The organism is Campylobacter sp. CFSAN093260, assembly GCF_012890095.1.
GTDB lineage: Bacteria > Campylobacterota > Campylobacteria > Campylobacterales > Campylobacteraceae > Campylobacter_D > Campylobacter_D jejuni.
Genome location: NZ_CP040618.1, coordinates 712506 through 732710 on the forward strand (window position 1 = coordinate 712506; position 20205 = coordinate 732710).

Genomic DNA, 20205 nt, shown 5'->3' on the forward strand with positions numbered 1-20205 from the left:
CCCTGTTTACCAATCTTGAAATATATCCTATCCTTATAAAAAAGTAACTAATAAAACTTTAGTTATATAGACTAAATAAAATTAAGTATATTTTTTTATATTTATACTTGACAAAATAACACTCAATGTTGTATAATACTTCTAGCAATCAAAAAATAGAGTGCTAGCTTTAAAGGAAAACATGATGAAAAGTCGAGATAAAAAGGATTTGATTTTAGAGTCTATTATCCAAACTTATCTTTTGGATAATGCACCTATTGGTTCTAATGAATTAAATTCAAACCTTTGTATACCTGCTTCGACTATACGCGTTTATCTTAAAAGACTTAGCGATGAGGGTTTGATCACTCAGCTTCATATAAGTAGTGGTAGAATTCCTACTATTTTAACGATGCAAAATTATTGGCAAAGTTTTTGGGAAAAAGAACAAGATAAAAATATCCATATCAAAAACGAAAGCTTTTTGAAAGAGTTAAGTAAAGAATTTGAAATTTATTGTCTTGTTTATGGAGGTAGAAGTTTAGTACTTAAAGAAGTGCTAGATCTTAATACTAAATTTATAGTGCTTGATTTTGAAGATGAAGAGCTGGTTTTAAAATACGAAAAAGAAGCGTGGAATTTTTTACAAAGTCTTATAGGGCTTGATCTTTCTAGTATAGAAAAAATAGCTTTGAGAGTTCATTTTATAGATCTTGTAGAAAAAATAGCTAGCTTAAGACAAAATTTGATTTGCTATAGAAGCAATGAAGAAAGAGCTTATCAAATTTATCAAAATGATGAATTTGTTAAGCTCTTAGATTGTGGAGTTCATCGTTATTTTAAAGAAAGTCTTGAATTTGAACCTTTATTTAAAGAAGGTTTTATGGGGCTTAAGGTGGATGCGCAGTTTTTGGGCGAAGATGTAAATATTATCTTAGCAGGTAGTGTTTATACGGATTATAAAAAAATATTACAATATATAAAGGAGGCGGCGTGAGCGAGCAAAAGCAAGAATTTGAAAACGAAAACGCAGAAAATTCTGAACATTTGCAAGATGAGAATTTGCAAAATATCGAAGATGTTGAGCAAAACAAATTGCAAAAAGACTATGATGAATTAAAAGACAAATATATGCGTGCAAACGCTGAATTTGAAAATATTAAAAAAAGAATGGAAAAAGAAAAGCTAAGTGCTATGGCTTATGCAAATGAAAGCTTTGCAAAGGATTTGCTTGATGTTTTAGATGCTTTAGAAGCAGCTATCAATGTCGAATGTCATGATGAAATTAGCTTAAAAATCAAAGAAGGAGTGCAAAACACTTTAGATTTGTTTCTTAAAAAACTTGAAAAGCATGGAGTGGCTCTTATCAAAGAAGAAAAAGAGTTTGATCCTAATTTACATGAGGCAATGTTTCATATAGATAGTGAAAATCATCAAAGTGGTGAAGTGGTTACTGTGCTTCAAAAAGGCTATAAAATAGCCGATCGCGTAATCCGCCCAACTAAAGTTAGTGTAGCAAAATAAATTTTAATAAAAAGGATAAAAAATGAGTAAAGTTATAGGTATAGATTTAGGAACAACCAATTCTTGTGTTGCTGTGTATGAACGCGGTGAGAGTAAAGTAATTCCAAATAAAGAAGGTAAAAATACAACCCCTTCTGTGGTGGCTTTTACAGATAAAGGCGAGGTTTTAGTAGGAGATAGTGCAAAACGCCAAGCGGTAACTAACCCTGAAAAAACTATTTATTCTATTAAAAGAATTATGGGTTTGATGATCAATGAAGACGCGGCTAAAGAAGCTAAAAACAGACTTCCTTATCATATCACTGAAAGAAATGGTGCTTGTGCTATTGAGATTGCAGGGAAAATTTATACTCCGCAAGAAATTTCAGCAAAAGTTTTAATGAAACTAAAAGAAGATGCTGAAGCTTTCTTGGGCGAGAGTGTTGTAGATGCGGTTATTACTGTGCCTGCATATTTTAACGATGCGCAAAGAAAAGCGACAAAAGAAGCAGGAACGATAGCAGGACTTAATGTATTAAGAATTATCAATGAGCCTACTTCAGCAGCTCTAGCTTATGGACTTGATAAAAAAGATAGTGAAAAAATCGTGGTTTATGATCTAGGTGGGGGAACTTTTGACGTTACTGTGCTTGAAACTGGCGATAATGTAGTAGAAGTTTTAGCAACAGGTGGTAATGCTTTCTTAGGGGGCGATGATTTTGATAATAAACTTATTGATTTTCTAGCTAATGAATTTAAAGATGAAACAGGCATAGATCTTAAAAATGATGTTATGGCTTTACAACGCTTGAAAGAAGCAGCAGAAAATGCTAAAAAAGAATTAAGCTCAGCTAATGAAACTGAAATTAATTTACCATTTATCACAGCAGATGCAAGTGGGCCAAAACACTTGGTTAAAAAACTTACTAGAGCTAAATTTGAAGGTATGATTGATTCTTTAGTGGCTGAAACCATCACTAAAATCAATGAAGTAGTAAGTGACGCAGGTCTTAAAAAAGATGAGATTAAAGAAATTGTTATGGTAGGGGGCTCTACTCGTGTTCCTTTAGTGCAAGAAGAAGTGAAAAAAGCCTTTAATAAAGATCTTAATAAGTCTGTAAATCCTGATGAAGTTGTGGCTATTGGTGCGGCGATTCAAGGTGCGGTTATAAAAGGCGATGTTAAAGATGTGCTTTTACTTGATGTTACTCCGCTCTCTTTGGGTATAGAAACTCTAGGTGGGGTAATGACTAAGATTATCGAAAAAGGTACAACTATTCCAACTAAAAAAGAGCAAGTTTTCTCAACCGCTGAGGATAATCAAAGTGCTGTAACTATCAATGTTTTACAAGGGGAAAGAGAATTTAGTCGTGATAATAAATCTTTAGGAAATTTCAATCTTGAAGGAATTCCACCAGCACCACGCGGTATGCCACAAATCGAAGTTACTTTTGATATCGATGCAAATGGTATTTTAACTGTTAGTGCAAAAGATAAAGCAACAGGTAAGGCTCAAGAGATCAAAATCACAGGTTCAAGCGGACTTAGCGAAGAAGAAATTAATAATATGGTAAAAGATGCCGAACTTCACAAAGAAGAAGATAAAAAACGTAAAGAAGCTGTAGATGCTAGAAATGCAGCTGATAGCTTGGCCCATCAAGTAGAAAAATCTTTAAGTGAGTTGGGTGAAAAAGTTGCTGCTGCTGATAAAGAAAATATCCAAAAAGCTCTTGATGATTTGCGCGAGACTTTGAAAAATCAAAATGCAAGCAAAGAAGAGATTGAAAGCAAAATGAAAGCTTTAAGTGAAGTTTCTCACAAACTAGCTGAAAATATGTATAAAAAAGATGAGCCAAACACAGCCAATGATAAAAAGAAAAAAGATGACGATGTAATCGACGCTGAAGTTGAGTAATCTTTCAAAATCAAAATCTTCATTCAAGCCTTGTTAAAAGGCTTGAACTCAATTCTATTTTATCTTATTTAATTTTTAAAAATTTTTTAGTAGTGATTTTATATAATATATTATTAATAAAAATATAAGGAACACATCATGGAACAAAGCCAATTCCAGCCCATTGTCAACTTTATATGGAGTGTGGCAGATGATTTGCTTCGTGATGTTTATGTAAAGGGTAAATACCGCGATGTTATCTTACCCATGACAATCATAAGAAGAATTGATGCGGTTTTAGAGCCTACAAAAGATAAAGTTCTTAAAACTTACAATACCTATAAAGATGAATTTGAAAATTTAGAATCTTTGCTAGGTGGAAAACAAGGGAATAAACTAGGCTTTTTTAATTATTCTCGATTTAATCTACAAACCCTTCTAAACGATCCAAAAAACATAAGAATAAATTTTGAAAATTATCTTGATTGTTTTAGTGAAAATATCAAAGATATCATTTTAAAATTTAAATTCAAAAACCAACTCGATACCTTAGAAGAATCCAATATACTTTTTGGTGTTATAGAAAGATTTTGCTCGCCTAAGGTAAATTTCGGTATAGAAGATATTTTAGATGAAAAAGGTAATGTTATCCATAAAGGCTTGAGTAATCTTGGCATGGGGTATGTTTTTGAAGAGCTTATCCGTAAATTTAACGAAGAAAATAATGAAGAAGCCGGAGAGCACTTTACCCCAAGAGAGATTATAGAGCTTATGACTCATCTTGTATTTTTGCCTGTAAAAGAGCAGATCAAACAAGGAACATGGCTTATTTATGATAATGCTTGTGGAAGTGGTGGTATGCTAACAGAATCAAAAGAATTCATCACAGATCCTGAAGGACTTATACAGTCAAAGGCAAATATTTATCTTTACGGACAAGAAATCAACCCTGAAACTTATGCTATATGCAAAGCAGATATGTTAATAAAGGGCGAAGATCCAGATCATATAAAATTTGGTTCTACCTTAAGCAATGATCAACAAAACTTACAATTTGATTTCATGCTTAGCAATCCGCCTTATGGTAAGTCTTGGGAAAATGATCAAAAAATTTTAGGCGTAGAAAAGAAAGGCTCAAATTCAACTTGCAATGACCCAAGATTTAGCGTAGGTATCACAAGCAAAAGCGATGGGCAAATGATGTTTTTACTCAATATGCTTAGCAAGATGAAGTTTGACACCCCTTTGGGTTCTCGTATCGCAAGCGTGCATAATGGAAGCTCACTTTTTAACTCAGATAGCGGTATGGTAGCTATAAGAAAGCATATCATAGAAAACGACTATCTTGAAGCTATAGTCGCCCTACCTACTAATATGTTTTATAACACCGGTATTCCTACTTTTATATGGATCATCACCAACAAAAAGCCAGAACACAAAAAAGGCAAAGTCCAGCTTATAAACGCTACAAATGAAGAGTATTTTTCAAAAATGAAAAAGTCTTTAGGCTCTAAACAAAATGAAATGACTAAAGAACATATAGAAAAAATCACTAAATTATTTTTAGAAAATGCAAGCAACAAAGATTGCAAGATTTTGGATAATGAAGACTTTGGCTATACTAAAATCATCATAGAAAAACCAAAAAGCATAGAAGCTTTAAAAGATGATGAAAAATTTGCAAAACTCAAAGACAAAGATAAAATTTTAGAAAAATTAGAACAATTAGAACAAAATCTACAAGACTTTAAAAACAGAGAAGAATTTATCAAATTTTTAGGTGTAAAGCTTAAAAAAAGCGAAGAAAATCTTATCATTGATAGCGATAAAACTAACAATACTGAAAAAATTCCACTCAAAACAAATATACAAAACTACTATGACACAGAAGTAAAGCCTTATGTAGCAAACTCTTGGATAGCGTGGGAGAGTGCAAGTGTGGGCTATGAAATACTTTTTAACAAATACTTTTATATCTATACTCCACCAAGAAAACTAGAAGAAATAAACAGCGAATTAGAAAAGCTAGAAAAAGAAGTGCAAGATCTTTTAAAAGAGATCATGCAATGAAAAATTTCAAAGATAGTGGCATAGAATGGCTTGGGGAAATTCCGGAGCATTGGAAGTTGATTAAGTGTAAAAATTTTTTTGTTTTAAAGAGTATACCTATAGGTGATTTGTGGAATAAAACAAAATTACTATCATTAACTTTAAATGGAGTTATAGAAAGAGATATTAATAATCCGGAAGGAAAATTTCCAAGTGATTTTTCTACTTATCAGATAGTTAAAGAAGGCGATTTAATTTTTTGTCTTTTTGATGTAGCAGAAACCCCTAGAACTATAGGATTATCAAAATTAAATGGAATGATTACTAGTGCTTATACTATATTTGAGATTAAAAATCAAGAAAAACGATTTTTAGAATATTTCTTTATTGACCTTGATAACAGAAAAAATCTTAAATTTTTATATAGAGGTTTAAGAAATACAATATCAAAAGAAGATTTACTGAATCTTAAAATTCCACTTCCACCACTAAAAGAGCAAGAACAAATCGCAAATTTTTTAGATGAAAAATGCGAGCAAATTAAAAATTTCATAGAGAAAAAAGAAAAACTCATCACACTTTTAAAAGAACAAAAACAAGCCTTTATAAACAAAGCAACCACAAAAGGACTTGATAAAAATGTAAATTTCAAAGATAGTGGCATAGAATATCTCGGAGAAATTCCACAGCATTGGAAATTGGTAAGACTTGGGTTAATATTAAAAACAAGTAGTGGCACTACTCCAGATAGTGGTAATGATAAATATTACAAAGGAGGACAAATTGTTTGGATTAACTCAGGAGATTTAAATGATGGATTTTTGAAAGATAGTAAGAGAAAAATAACTCAAGATGCTCTTGATGATTATTCGGTTTTAAAAATTTTTGATAAAGATTCTTTAATTATAGCAATGTATGGAGCAACTATTGGAAAAACGGCTATATTAAAAGTGAATGCCTGTGTTAATCAAGCTTGTTGTGTATTGGAAAAAAGTGCTTGGTATAATACTTTTTATTTGTTTTATTTATTTAATAGATATAAAAAAGAACTTATTTCAATGGGAAGTGGAGGCGGACAACCAAATATTAGTCAAGATATAATTAAAAATCTTAAAATTCCACTTCCACCACTAAAAGAGCAAGAACAAATCGCAAATTTTTTAGATGAAAAATGTAAAAAAATAGATTTATTGATAGAAAAAACCGAAAAACAAATAAAACTCATAAAAGAATACAAAACCACACTCACAAACCAAGCGGTTTGTGGTAGGATAGGAAAAAGTTAAAATAACTATAAATTTGGAGGTTAAATTATGAATAAATACACTAAGCCATGTTTTAAAGGAGCGGCATTTAATTGTCCTCATTGTGGAGTATATTCGCGTATGGAGTGGGATGGTTTTTATAATGGGTATAATAATAGGATAAAACAAGTAGAAGGATATTCTTTTTCTGAATCTACTTGTTATCATTGTGAAAGGAGTGTTATTTGGTATTTAAAAGATGAAAATCCAAAAATATTTTTTCCAAGGGAAGTTGCCATTCCTCCTGAAGAAAATATGCCTGAAAATGTTAAAGAAATTTATGAAGAAGCATCTTTAGTTTTAGGTGACTCTCCTAGAGCTTCATGTGCTTTATTGCGTCTAGCCTTGCAAGAATTAATGAAGTATCTTAAAGAAAATATTCAAATATATAATGGATTAAAAAATAGAAATATTAATGAAGATATCAAAGAAATTATAAATATTGGAAATTTTTATCAAGAACAAAAAGAGAGTTTAGAAGAAGCTATGAATTCTATCAGGTTGATTGGCAATAAGGCTTCTCACCCTTCTGAATTAGATATTAATGATAATTCAGAAATTGCAAATATTCTTTTTGAAATGATTAATTTTATCGTAGGAGAAATTATTACAAAACCAAAAGAGAGGGAAGAAAGATTAAATAAATTAAAAAGTGCTATAGGTGAAAAACAATAAATCATAAGGAAAAATATGGAAAATAAACTATTTGAATACGATGAAGTTTTAAAACAAACAGATGAAAAAAGACACCTTCTTTTAGGAAATGGTTTTAGTATGGCTTATGATAAAAATCGCTTTTCATTTACAAGTTTGTTGCAAAGTGCTATTGATAATGGTATTATAGAAGAAAATTCAAATATTCATAAAATATTTAAAAATAACAATACTAGTGATTTTGAAGAAGTTGTTAAAATCTTAGAAAATACTTCTAAAATTTTAAAAATTTATACTCAAGATGAAAGATTATGTGAGCAATTATCGAACGATTCTGAAAAATTAAAAAATTTTTTAGTTGATATTATTACAAACAATCATCCAAATAAAATACAAAATCAAAAAAAATTAAACTCAACAGCTCAATTTATAGAAAATTATCAAAAAATATTTACATTAAATTATGATTTATTATTATATTGGGTTATTCATAAAATAATGCAAAATAGAAAAGATTTTAAAGATGGTTTTGGTGGTAATGATGGAGAATATGTTGTATTTGATGAAAGTAAAAAAGATATAACTTGTTTTTATTTGCATGGTGCTTTACATATTTTTGATAATGGTAATAAAATAATTAAAAAAACTTATTCAAGAACAAAAAAGCCCTTAAAAGAACAAATTACAGAAGAACTTAACAATAATAGATATCCAGTTTTTGTATCGGAAGGCACATCAGAACAGAAAAAAGCAAAAATTATTCACAACGCATATCTAAACCATTGCTATAAAAGTTTATCTTATATAGATGGAGATTTAATTGTTTTTGGAACAATGTTAAAATCAAACGATGAACATATACAAGATGCTATATTAAAAAGTAAAGTTAAAAATATATATTTTGGTGCATCAAGTTTAGAAAAAGGTAAAAATGACTTAAATAGTTTTATTGAAAAAAATAATAATTTAGAAAAAAATAAAAAGCAAATTTTCTTTTACGATTATAAAAGTGTAAAAATTTGGTAAAAAACAAGGATTAACAATGACCAACTACAAAGAAAAAGATTTAGAAAATTTCATAGAATCATATTTGTTAGAAAACCATGCCTATATCAAAAGAACAAATGAAAATTACGATAAAAATTTATGTTTAGATGTAGAACTTTTTGAGAATTTCTTACAAGCTACGCAAAGTGTAGCACTTGAAGAGCTTAAAAAGCGTTGTGGGCAAAACTATAAAAAAGAACTTTTTGATCGTATTTTCTCACAGATCAAAACCAAAGGCATAGTTAAAGCCTTGCAAGGCTATGTAGAGATCAAAGGCATCAAAATTTACCTAGCCTTTGCCAAGCCAAATACCAATGCAAACGAAGAAAGCGTGAAAAAATACGAGCAAAATAGCCTTTCTATCATACGCCAGCTTCACTATAGCACGCAAAATAAAAACTCCCTTGATATAGTGATCTTTTTAAATGGCTTGCCTCTTATCACCATAGAGCTTAAAAACCATTTCACAGGACAAAATGTCTTTCACGCTATAAAGCAATACAAAAAAGACAGAAACCCAAAAGAAGCTATATTTAACTATACGATAGTGCATTTTGCACTAGATAATGATCTTTGTTACATGAGTACGAAATTAGATCAAGATGCGACTACATTTTTACCTTTTAACCTTGGTTTAAATAATGGTAGTGGCAAAATAGGCTTAGCAAATGGAGCAGGTAATCCGCCAAGTGATGGTATAAAAACAGCTTATTTGTGGAAGAAAATCTTTAAAAAAGATACTTTGCTAAATTTATTTTTTAATTTTGTGCAAGTTGTAAAAAAGAAAAATGAAGAAATCATCATATTTCCTAGATACCATCAATTCGATGTAGTAGAAAAGCTACTCGCCCATGCAAAAGAAAACGGCACGGGGCAACGCTACTTGATCCAGCATAGTGCAGGAAGTGGCAAGAGTAATTCTATATCTTGGCTTGCGCATAATCTCGTAAGCTTGCATAGACTTGAAAAAAATATCTTTGATTCTATCATCGTAGTAACCGATAGAAAAGTGCTTGATAGCCAAATAAGAGAAAATGTAAAATCCTTTTCACAGACAAAAAATTTAGTAGAAGCCATCACTCATGGAAGCAAACAGCTTAAAAACGCTTTAGAAGAAGGTAAGAAAATCATCATCACAACCATACAAAAATTTCCTTTCATTTTAGATGAGATCAAAACTTTAAAAAGCAAAACTTTTGCTATCATCATCGATGAAGCACACTCTAGCCAAAACGGAAGCAATGCTCAAAAAATGGCAGAAGCCATAAGGGATAAAAGTGGCGATGAAAGTCAAAATTTAGATGATGAAATTTTAGAAATCATAAAAAATAAAAAACTCCAAAGCAATGCTTCTTATTTTGCATTTACCGCTACGCCTAAGCCAAAAACCTTAGAAATGTTTGGTATGCCTTGTGATGTTAATGGAGAACAAATGTTTATCCCTTTTCATCTTTACTCGATGAAACAAGCCATAGAAGAAGGATTTATACTTGATGTATTAAAAGGCTATACAACCTATAAAAGTTACTATAAAATCATATCTTGTACAAATGATAATCCAAAATACGATAAAAAAAGAGCAAGTGTAAAACTAAAAGCCTATGTCCAAAACAATATCAAAACAATCGAACAAAAATCACAAATCATGTGTGAGCATTTTTTCCAAAATAGCTTTAAAAAGATAAATGGTAAAGCAAAAGCTATGATTGTAACAAGCTCAAGAGAAAATGCTGTAAAGTATTATCTTGTTTTTAGGGAATATTTAAGAAAAAATTATCCACATTTTAAAGCCATTGTAGCTTTTTCAGGTGAAGTAAATTTAGAAGGTGAAATTTATAGCGAAAGTGGTTTAAATGGTTTTGCGGAAAATGTTTTAAAAGATGAGTTTAAAAAAGATGAGTATCGTTTTTTAATCGTTGCGGAAAAATACCAAACCGGATTTGATGAGCCATTATTACATACTATGTATGTGGATAAAGCATTAAGTGGGGTAAGTGCAGTACAAACTCTATCAAGACTAAACCGAACTTGCAAAAACAAAGAAAACACTTTTGTGCTAGATTTTGTAAATACTCATGAAGATATAGCAAAATCTTTTAGTGTGTTTTATGAGCAAACTTATTTAAGTGAAGCCACAGATGATAATAGAATTTTTGATTTAAAGGCAAATCTAAATGAGTATGAAATTTATACCCAAGAAGAAATAGATGATTTTGCAAATGCTATTTTAAGAAAAGAAAAAGAAAATATCATTCATGCAAAATTGGACATAATGCTAGATAGATTTAATCAAAAAAGTGATGATGAAAAATTAGATTTTTATAATAAAGCAAAAACTTATCTTAAAGAGTATTCTTTTCTTGCACAAATATTGCCTTATGAAGACATAGAGCTTGAAAAACTCTATATATTGCTTAAAAAACTTGCTAGTAAGATCATCTTGCCTAAATCAGAGGATTTAGCTAAAGGAATTTTAGATAATGTGGATTTTGATAGTTATCGCTTACAACTTGATAAAACACAAGACATCGTTTTACAAGGAAATGGAGAGCTAAAGCCTTCGTTCGCAGATGGTTCGAGCAAAAGTGTTGAAGCTGAATTAGAAGAACTTTCAAACATCATCAAAGATTTTAATAACAAATACGCAAATATAGACTTTAATGAAAGCGATAAAATCGCTAAAATCTTATACGATATAAAAGATGATATAGCAAAAAATGAAAGAATACGTGAAACTTTTAGCAAATCCGATATACAAAATTCTCGTATCGAGTTTGATGCGCTTTTAAAAGATAAAATTCAAGATATCTTGGAGTTAAATTTAGAACTTTTTAAACAATTTAATCAAAATATAGAATTTAAAGACAAGATAGCAAATACCATGTTTAATATGGTTTGTAATGATTTTTAAAGTATAAAATTGTCAAAAAAGGATAAATGTTTGTGAGTGTAGATTTTTTTAAAACCTTTGATATTTCAAATAGTGAAAGATTAAAAGCTAAAAAAGTGCAGGGTAAAAAATATGAAATTTTTCTTAATGAAAATGAGCAAAGTCTTATAACTCCTAAAGTGTCTTTTAAAGAAATTTTGAGGTATTATTATCTTTATCCAAAAAATGCCATTCCTTCTTTTAAATTACCTTTTTTCAAGCCTGATTTGAGTGATTTTAATACTCCGCATATTACTTGGCTTGGACATTCTTCGCTTTTTATAAGTTTTAAAGAATATAAAATTTTGATTGATCCTGTTTTTAACACTCATGCTTCGCCCATTTCTTTTATCAACAAGGCTTTTAAAAATGCTCCTGTTTATAATATAAATGATTTTAATGAAATTTTTGCTGTGATTATCACGCATTCGCATTTTGATCATTTAGATGCTAAGAGTATAAAAGCTTTAAAAGAAAAAGCACGATTTTTTATCACACCTTTAAAAGTGGGAAATTATCTAAAAAGCTATGGGGTGAGTGAGAAAAAAATCATAGAGCTTGATTGGTGGAGTGGAGTAGAATTTGATGATTTAAAAATCATTGCAACACCTGCACAGCACAGTTCAAGTAGGGGAGATGGTAAAAACAAAACCCTTTGGGCTTCTTTTGTGATGGAATTTTTAAGTGTAGATAAGAGAGTGTTTTTTAGTGCAGATGGAGGATATTTTACACATTTTAAAAAAATAGGTGAATATTTTGGAAGTTTTGATCTAGCTTGTCTTGAAAGCGGACAGTTTAATATCGCTTGGCCATATTCACATTCTTTTCCTGAACAAATTTTAAAAGAGGCAAAGGATCTTAATGCAAAAGCTGTCATGCCTATACATTGGGGGAGATTTTTAGCAGGAACTCATGCGTGGAATGAGGTAGTAAAATTTCTTTATGAAAATTTAGATTTACCCCTTATCACACCAAAAATGGGCGAGGCTTATGAAATAGGGGCTAAATTTAAACAGGATTTTTGGTGGAAAGAAGGATAAATTAACACAAGTTTATAATTTATATTTTGGTTTTTGCTATAGTTTTATAAAACTAAAAAAGGAGATTTTGTGAAAATCATTCAATGGAGTAGGGCGGAATTTAGCCCAAAAGAAGTGAAAATCAATGTTTTAATTGACAATGAAAAAGGTAAAGAAATTCAAATTTTATTAGCTAAAGATAGTGTGATGAAAGAGCATAAAGCTCCTTTTGCTATACATATTCAAGTTTTAAGCGGTAAAATTTGGTTTGAAGTGGAAAAGGAAAAATTTGAATTAAATGCTTTAGATATGATAAGCCTAGAGGCAAATGTAGCGCATTCTTTAGGTGGATTAGAAAATTCTATAATAAGATTGAGTTTAAATAAATCAGATAGTATTCAAAGAGTAAATGCTGTGCTTAAAAAGCCTTGATTTTATAAGGTTTTAATTTGCCTAAATAATTCTAGGCTTTAACCTAGAATTATTTATAGTTTTTAATGAAATTTGCTATTCTTTCTAAACCTTTTTTGATAAGCTCATCGCTTGTGGCATAAGAAAGTCTGAAGTATCCATCCATTCCAAAACCTATACCTGGGACAACGGCAACTTTTTCTTGTTCAAGCAATTTTTGGCAAAATTTCATAGAATCTTTTTCTATTTTTTGTATATTTACAAAAAGATAAAAAGCACCTTCTGGTTTATAAACACTGATATTTGGGATTTGTTTAAGTATGTCTAAGGCTAAGTTACGGCGTTTTTCAAAGGCTTGACGCATTTTTTCTATATCTTTATCACATTCTCCATTTAAAGCAGGAATGGCTGCATGTTGAGTGATGGAGCAAATATTTGAAGTGCTTTGTCCTTGAAGTCTTTTAACGGCTGAAATTAGGGCTTTATTTTTACTTGCCATATAGCCAAAACGCCATCCTGGCATAGCTCCACATTTGCTAAGTCCGTTAATGGTCACAGTGCGTTTTAAAGCATCTTCGCTTACACTTGCAAAAGCTACAAAATCAAAACCATCATAGCGAAGTTTTTCATACATTTCATCACTTAAAACAGTGATTTGTGTTCCTTCTAAAACTTTTGCAATTTGAGTTAATTCTTCTTTAGAATAAATTGATCCCACAGGATTTGAAGGAGAATTTAACATCAAAACCTTGGTTTTAGCTGTGATAGCTTTTTTTAGTTGTTCAGCGGTAATTTTAAAGCCATTTTCTTCCAAGCCTTCTATAAATACAGGTTTTCCACCTGCAAATTTTACCATTTCAGGATAGCTTACCCAGTAAGGACTAGGGATAATGACTTCATCATCTTTTTCTACTAAACATTCTATACATTCAAAAAGAGAGTGTTTTGCGCCTACATTGGTGATAATTTCGCTTGTTTCATAATCAAGATTATTATCTTTTTTAAATTTGGTTTGAATAGCTTTTAATACTTCAGGAATTCCCGCAACAGCAGTGTATTTTCCACATCCTTTTTCAATAGCATTTATAGCGGCATTTTTGATGATTTGTGGTGTGTCAAAATCAGGTTCGCCTGCTGAAAAACTAATGATATCTTCGCCTTTAGCTTTAAGTTCATTGGCAAGTGCAGTGATGGCTAAAGTGATAGATTCTTCTAAAACTTGAGATCTTTTTGTAAGCATTTTTCAATCCTTAATAGTTTTTGTTTAATTTTAGCAGAAAATTGCATTTTTACAATAAATTTAATTTAAAAATGAGTTATAAATTTTAATAAATGTGAAAATTTGTATTAATTTTTAGGAAAAATTAATACGCATAATAATACATATAATTTTATGTATTATAAAAAATTATTATTTTTGTGATTCAAGTTGTTTTAATATAAGATTTTCAAGTTCTAAAATTTTCTTTTCTAACTTTTCTAGTTTGTCATCGCAATTTGCATCTATAGCTCTAATATTTTTATTTTTACGCTCTTCAATAATATAAGCAGGAATTCCAACGGCAGTTAAATTTGCACCTACATCTTTAACTACTACAGCATTTGAGCCTATTTTGGCATTTTCTCCTATGGTGATATTGCCAAGTACTTTTGCACCTGAGCCTATGATCACTCCTTTTTTTATGGTTGGATGGCGTTTAGTACCTTTTTCAAGGCTTGTTCCACCTAAAGTAACGCCTTGATAAATTAAAACATCATCTTCTATAATTGCTGTTTGACCTATAACCACTCCATTGGCGTGATCTATAAAAACACGCCTTCCAAGTTCTGCGCCAGGGTGTAAATCTACCCCAGTTAAGAATTGTGAAATTCCACTAATCATTCTTGCAATACGTTTAAAATTTCTTATATAAAAAAAATGTGCAAAGCGGTAATTTACTACAGCCCACACTCCAGGGTAATTAAAAAAAAGTTCTATACAAGAATTAAAAGCTGGATCTTGTGCCTTTGGCTGAGAAAAATCTTCTTTTATAATACCCCAAAAATTCATCTAAACTCCTATGCTTTTTAAATAACCATTATCATTTAAGAAAAGATAAAGTTCCCCTAAAATATGCTTTTTTTGCTTGTCATTTACAAGCTTAGAATTACTTATGCGTTCATTAAGTATATCCATGATAGCGTGTATATCATAGTCTAAATCTTCTAAGGCATCAAGTATGGATTGTGCTTCTATAATCCCCTCAACTTCATAGCCTTTTTCATTGATACTTATAATAGCTTCAGTGGGATGAGTAAAAAGATTGTGTTTCATTCCAAGTACTTCTTGATAGGCACCTACAAGAAAAAACCCTAGAAAATAATTTTCTTTTTCTACATCTACATCGTGTAAAAATAAAGGTTGATCTTTAGAGTATGAAATTTCTCCATCGCTATCGCAGGTTATATCCCAAATGCTCGCACTTCGAGTCGGTTCTTCATCTAAGCGATCAAGTGGCATGATGGGGAAATTTTGTTCTAAGCCCCAAAAATCAGGTATGCTTTGAAAGAGCGAAAAATTTACCAAATACCTTTCTTGCACTTCATCTTGTATGGCAAGTAAATCCGCAGGATTTTGCTTATCGCCTAAAAGCAAGATAGCTTTTTTTGTAATCAAATGAGTTAAAATTTCAGCATTGGAACGATCTTGCAAATCCACATAGCCCAAATCAAAAAGAGTTAAAATACTCTCTAAATGATCTATGCTATCGTGCAAGTATTCTAAAGCATTGGAAGGTTTTATGCTTTTATAAAGATCGTAAAGCTCATCGATAAGTTTTGGATTTTGTTTTTTAAGTATGAGTTTGTTTTCTGCGTATTCTTGAGAAAAAAGTTCTAATACAGGAGCGATTAAAACAGCGTGATTGGCTGCTACAAAACGTCCACTTTCTATGAAAATATCAGGCTCTAAATCTTTTTTTTGTTCGGCTATGTTTTTTAGGATAAAAACTACATCGTTAGCGTATTCTCTTAGGGTGTAATTTCTACTTTTTTCATTTTTAAATTGTGAGTATTCCACAGCTAAACCGCCACCAAGATTGATAGCTTTTAGATTTTTAGCTCCCATTTTTCTAAGTTCTGTGTAAATATTTCCTGCTTCATTTAAGGCTTTTTTCAAGGGATGAATCTCGGTAATTTGTGAGCCTAGATGAAAGTGAATCATGGTAAATTGTTCTAAAAGTTTGTTTTCTTTGAGTAAATTTACCGCTTCTATAAGTTCAGTGGATGTAAGTCCAAATTTAGAATTAATCCCACCACTTTTTGCCCAAATTCCAACTCCAGCAGAATGCAAACGCACGCGTAAGCCTATATTTGGTTTAGGTTTAAAGCGTTCTTTGGCTATGTCTATGATAGCTTCAAGTTCATTAAGTCCTTCTATGGTTAAAGTGATATTATGTCCCATTTCAGCTGCGATAAAGCCTATATTGATAAGTTCTCTATCTTTAAAGCCATTTACTGTAATAGGTGCACCTTCATTATTATAAGCCATGGCGAGTAAAAGCTCTGCTTTAGAACCTGCTTCAAGTCCGTAGTTATAGTCTTTTCCAAGCTTTACAAGATTTTTTACAAAACCAGGGTATTGATTGACCTTTAAAGGATAAACAGCGTTAAATCCTCCTTTATAGCCAAATTCCTTTCTTGCTTTATTGAAATTTCCGTAAATATTTTCAATTTGTTTTTGGATAAGATGAGGAAATCTTAAAAGTAAAGGCCCCTTGTATCCATCATCTCTTAATTCTTTAACTATATCAATAATAGCAGGTTTTTTCTCGTAATTGATACAAACTTTACCATTTTTGATAATGAAATTTTCATTTCCCCAAATATCAATACCATAATCCATCATAAAACCTTCTTTAAGTCTGAAATTTTAATCATTTTTTCTTCTTTTTTTGCTAAATTTTTATAAAACAAACTTTCATTTTGTGCTTCATTTTCTCCCATGCAAAGAAAAATTTCAGTATTATTTTTATCCGCGTTTTCAAGATGTTTGGCTAGTTTTCTTGCTTCATAGCTTAAAAGTACTTTATATTCTTTTCTTAAATTTGTAGCGATATGCAAAAGTTTTTGGATATAAATTTCATCCATAGCACAAAGATAAATTCCTTCTCTTTGAATCTTTTCTTCTTTTTGTTCTAAAATAGTTATAATTCTTTCTATACCCATGGCAAAACCTATACCATAGCCACTTTTTCCACCTAAATACTCTATAAGTCTATCGTAGCGTCCTCCACCTGCGATAGCAGCCTTTGCTCCTATTTCATCGCTTATAAATTCAAAAGCCGTTTTAGAATAATAATCCAAACCCCTCACAAGTTTTGAATCTAACTCAAATTTAACTCCATTATCCTTTAAAATTTGTTGCAGTGTTTCAAAGTCTTTTTGGCAAGAGGTGCATAAATTATTGATCAAAAGCGGAGCATTTTCAAGCAAATTTTGACAATGCTCATTTTTACAATCTAAGACACGAATAGGATTTAAATTTTTTCTACGCAAACAATCTTCACAAAAACCTTCTTTGGAATCTAAGAATTCAACGAGCCTATCGCGGTATTTTGGCAAGCATTGTGAGCAGCCTAAAGAATTAAGTTGAAGTTTAAAATCAATACCAAGGCGTGAGAAAATTTCTACTAGCATTAAAATAATGCTTGCATCTTCATAAACATTAGGTATGCCAAGGCTTTCAACTCCAAATTGATGAAATTCTCTTAAGCGACCCTTTTGAGGTCTTTCATAACGAAACATAGAACCATGATAAAACCATCTTTTCACACTAGTGTTTTTATCGAGTTTTTTTTCTATATAGGCACGCACCACCCCAGCAGTTCCTTCAGGACGCATGCAAACATGATTTTCGCCTTTATCGATAAATTCATACATTTCTTTACCTACTATATCAGAACTTTCTCCTACGCTTCTTTTAAAAAGGGTGCAAAGTTCTAAATGCGGTGTATTGATAAAAGTAAAGCCATAGTTTTTAGCTGCTTCTTCGCAGGTTTTAATCACTTTTTCATAATAATATGCATCTTTATCTAATAAATCTTTCATTCCTTTTAAAGCGTTAATCATTGTAAAAATTCCTTTATTTGTTGGTGTAATTTTTCTTTACTTTCTTTTGCGTCAAGTGTTAAAATTTCTACAGAAATTTTTTCTTTTAAAAAATGAAGCACTTTTTCGAGTTTGTCCTGTACACTTAAAAAATACTCAATGCCACGTTTTTCTATACTATCTAGTTCTTTCTGACTGAGGCGTTCTTGGATAAGGTTTGCATCTCCTTTTAAAAAGATAATTTTTTGTGGAAAAAAATTTTCTAAAGCAAAACTATTTAAAGCAAAAAGCAAATCGTTTTCAAAATCTTTGGCATAAGCCATGCCTGAAATAAAACTTCTATCGCTAATAATGAGTTTGTTTTGATTGGTTTTTAAGATTTCTTCAAAATGTTGAGCACGATCAGCTAAAAAAAGCAAGAGTTCAGCTCTTTTGTTAATAGGATGAGTTTTATTAAGTAAAATTTCTCTTAAATGTTTTCCAAGTTCTGTTCCGCCAGGTTCGAGTGTGAAAATGGCGTCTTTATAAATTTCTTTTAAAAGTGAAATTTGCGTACTTTTTCCTACGCAGTCAATACCTTCAAAAACTACATACAAGATTGATCCTTTAAAAAAGGTAAAATTTCTTTTGGAACAAGAGAACTTACATCACCCCCATGTGCTACTATAGAACGCACAATAGAACTTGAAATAAAAGCATGTTTTAGACTTGGCATAAGATAAATGGTTTCCATATCTTCCCAAAGTGCGTGATTTGCATAGCCAATTTGCAATTCGTATTCAAAATCACTCACCGCTCTAAGTCCACGGATTATAGTATTAACTTTTAATTCTTTGGCTAAATCTACAAGTAAATTATCAAAAGCAATAATTTTAACATTTTTTAAATTTTGTGTTGCGAGCAGGGCTAGTTCTTTGCGTTTTTCTAAATCATAGCAAGGTTTTTTATGTTCACTTTTTGCTATGGCAACGATGACTTCATCAAAAATTTTTAAAGCTCGTTTTATAACATCTAAATGTCCATTGGTAATAGGATCAAAAGTCCCAGGATATAAACAAGTCATTTTTGCTCCAATTTTTTTTAAAAATATAACAAATTTAAACTAAAAATTTTGCCATTTTTCATATAAATTGTGTTTTATTTCTAAAAGATCTAGCCATTTACCTACGATAAAATTTTCCATTTGCTCTAGATTGTTTGCTTTAGAATAGCTTGCGATAATAGGAGGTGCGATAATAACTCCCATTTGGCTAAGTTTTAACATATGTTCTAAATTTAAAGTAGAAAAAGGCATTTCGCGTACGCCTAAGATAAGTTTTTTTCTTTCTTTTAAGGCCACTGCTGCAGCACGCATTAAAAGAGTGTCTGCAAAACCAGCGTGAATTTTTGCTAAACTTGAAATAGAACAAGGAGCAATGATGGTTTTTTCTATTCCAAAAGATCCGCTTGCTACACTTAGACTTAAATTTTTATCATCTAAAAAATGAGTGTATTTAAAATTTTCTTGACAAATTTTTTCTAAATTTGCTTGATTTTCAGCTTTGAAACTAAGTTTTGCACCTTGGGTTAAAATGCAATAAAGTTCGCATCGGTTTTCTAAATTTTTTAATAATTTTAAGCCTAAATTGACACTGCTTGAACCAGAAATTCCTAATAAAACCTTCATTGTATAATCATCCTATTTTTATCCACTACGATGCCTTGTATAACTTTACCTTCTTTGTTTTTTGCACGAATCCTTTCGCCCATATTTGCACTTTGCAAAGCCACAAGTTCGATTAAAACATCAACATTTGCTTCGCTTAAAATCCCGATTATAGGATCATTTCGGCGTATTAAAGCTGTGGTTTTAAACATATTTGCTCTTAAAATGGCGTTTTTGTTAATATTGCTTTTAGCTACAAGATTATCTACATCATCTAAGGTTAAGGCATTTAAAGGAACTTTATCAAAATCAATCAATACGCTTTTATAGTCAAAAGCTCCAAGTTTATCTCCTCTTTTTATAGCGCGTTCGCTTTTTAAAACTTCTAAATTTGCTTGAATGAAATATCTAAAAAATACATTTTTTTGTATATTTTGCGGAGTTTTAAATTCAGCCCTTAAAAAGCCTTGTGCTTGATTAAAACGCCCATTAGCGATTCTTAGAAATTCATATTGATCAAAATCTTTAGGCAATGATGTTATTTTTAAATCAATTTGAGAAATTATAATTTTAGGAAAATTATTTCTAAATTCTTTAGCTAGTGCTGTTTTGATTTCTTCTAAACTAGCTGCTTGGATATAATTTATCACAATAAAAAAAGTTAAAAAAATAATTTTCATTTT

The 20205-nt window shown here is 30.6% G+C and carries 18 protein-coding genes; 10 read left to right on the top strand and 8 right to left on the bottom strand.

Features of this window, described 5'->3' with window-relative positions; all coding sequences use genetic code 11:
• Positions 1-181 precede the first annotated feature (181 nt).
• The 10 genes from FBF22_RS03665 (at position 182) to FBF22_RS03710 (ending at position 12810) form a co-directional block, all read left to right on the top strand.
• Positions 182-976: an HrcA family transcriptional regulator gene (locus FBF22_RS03665; protein ID WP_079263663.1), complete on the top strand. Its 795-nt coding sequence runs from the start codon at positions 182-184 to the stop codon at positions 974-976.
• Positions 973-1503, top strand: coding sequence for a nucleotide exchange factor GrpE (gene grpE, locus FBF22_RS03670; protein ID WP_002874191.1), 531 nt, complete (start codon positions 973-975; stop codon positions 1501-1503). The genes FBF22_RS03665 and grpE overlap by 4 nt, the downstream gene beginning before the upstream one ends.
• 22 nt (positions 1504-1525) lie before the next feature.
• Positions 1526-3397, top strand: a complete 1872-nt coding sequence (gene dnaK, locus FBF22_RS03675; RefSeq protein WP_002856760.1) for a molecular chaperone DnaK — start codon at positions 1526-1528, stop codon at positions 3395-3397.
• A gap of 138 nt (positions 3398-3535) precedes the next feature.
• Positions 3536-5446, top strand: a complete 1911-nt coding sequence (locus tag FBF22_RS03680; protein ID WP_002869373.1) for an N-6 DNA methylase — start codon at positions 3536-3538, stop codon at positions 5444-5446.
• Positions 5443-6711 (top strand): restriction endonuclease subunit S, encoded by a 1269-nt coding sequence (locus FBF22_RS03685; RefSeq protein ID WP_002856872.1) that lies wholly within the window; start codon positions 5443-5445, stop codon positions 6709-6711. The genes FBF22_RS03680 and FBF22_RS03685 overlap by 4 nt, the downstream gene beginning before the upstream one ends.
• 27 nt (positions 6712-6738) lie before the next feature.
• Entirely contained in the window at positions 6739-7404 is a 666-nt protein-coding gene (locus tag FBF22_RS03690) for a DUF4145 domain-containing protein (RefSeq protein WP_002869344.1), read from the top strand.
• A 15-nt stretch (positions 7405-7419) separates the two neighbouring features.
• Complete coding sequence (locus FBF22_RS03695) at positions 7420-8409, top strand: DUF4917 family protein (protein WP_002857153.1); 990 nt, start codon at positions 7420-7422, stop codon at positions 8407-8409.
• Positions 8410-8425: 16 nt separating this feature from the next.
• On the top strand, positions 8426-11341 hold the full coding sequence (locus FBF22_RS03700) for a DEAD/DEAH box helicase family protein (RefSeq protein ID WP_002856920.1): 2916 nt from the start codon (positions 8426-8428) through the stop codon (positions 11339-11341).
• A gap of 26 nt (positions 11342-11367) precedes the next feature.
• Positions 11368-12399, top strand: coding sequence for an MBL fold metallo-hydrolase (locus FBF22_RS03705; RefSeq protein WP_002869342.1), 1032 nt, complete (start codon positions 11368-11370; stop codon positions 12397-12399).
• Between the two features lie 69 nt (positions 12400-12468).
• Complete coding sequence (locus FBF22_RS03710) at positions 12469-12810, top strand: cupin domain-containing protein (RefSeq protein ID WP_002857179.1); 342 nt, start codon at positions 12469-12471, stop codon at positions 12808-12810.
• A 49-nt stretch (positions 12811-12859) separates the two neighbouring features.
• Here the strand turns inward: FBF22_RS03710 and FBF22_RS03715 are convergent, their stop codons facing one another.
• The 8 genes from FBF22_RS03715 to flgA form a co-directional block, all read right to left on the bottom strand.
• On the bottom strand, positions 12860-14029 hold the full coding sequence (locus FBF22_RS03715; protein ID WP_002857062.1) for a pyridoxal phosphate-dependent aminotransferase: 1170 nt from the start codon (positions 14027-14029) through the stop codon (positions 12860-12862).
• Between the two features lie 171 nt (positions 14030-14200).
• The gene (gene cysE, locus FBF22_RS03720) at positions 14201-14839 is read right to left on the bottom strand and encodes a serine O-acetyltransferase (protein WP_002857174.1); all 639 of its coding nucleotides are present in this window, start codon (positions 14837-14839) and stop codon (positions 14201-14203) included.
• Entirely contained in the window at positions 14840-16675 is a 1836-nt protein-coding gene (gene speA, locus FBF22_RS03725; RefSeq protein WP_165433288.1) for a biosynthetic arginine decarboxylase, read from the bottom strand.
• Entirely contained in the window at positions 16672-17898 is a 1227-nt protein-coding gene (gene hisS, locus FBF22_RS03730; protein WP_002885130.1) for a histidine--tRNA ligase, read from the bottom strand. The genes speA and hisS overlap by 4 nt, the downstream gene beginning before the upstream one ends.
• On the bottom strand, positions 17895-18473 hold the full coding sequence (tmk, locus tag FBF22_RS03735; protein ID WP_002852526.1) for a dTMP kinase: 579 nt from the start codon (positions 18471-18473) through the stop codon (positions 17895-17897). Before tmk ends, hisS begins: the two co-directional genes overlap by 4 nt.
• The gene (coaD, locus tag FBF22_RS03740; protein ID WP_002852633.1) at positions 18464-18940 is read right to left on the bottom strand and encodes a pantetheine-phosphate adenylyltransferase; all 477 of its coding nucleotides are present in this window, start codon (positions 18938-18940) and stop codon (positions 18464-18466) included. The genes tmk and coaD overlap by 10 nt, the downstream gene beginning before the upstream one ends.
• Before the next feature lie 39 nt (positions 18941-18979).
• A complete protein-coding gene (locus FBF22_RS03745) occupies positions 18980-19543 on the bottom strand; it encodes a UbiX family flavin prenyltransferase (protein ID WP_002885129.1) in 564 nt (187 codons plus the stop codon).
• Positions 19540-20202: a flagellar basal body P-ring formation chaperone FlgA gene (flgA, locus tag FBF22_RS03750; protein WP_002885127.1), complete on the bottom strand. Its 663-nt coding sequence runs from the start codon at positions 20200-20202 to the stop codon at positions 19540-19542. Before flgA ends, FBF22_RS03745 begins: the two co-directional genes overlap by 4 nt.
• Positions 20203-20205 lie beyond the last annotated feature (3 nt).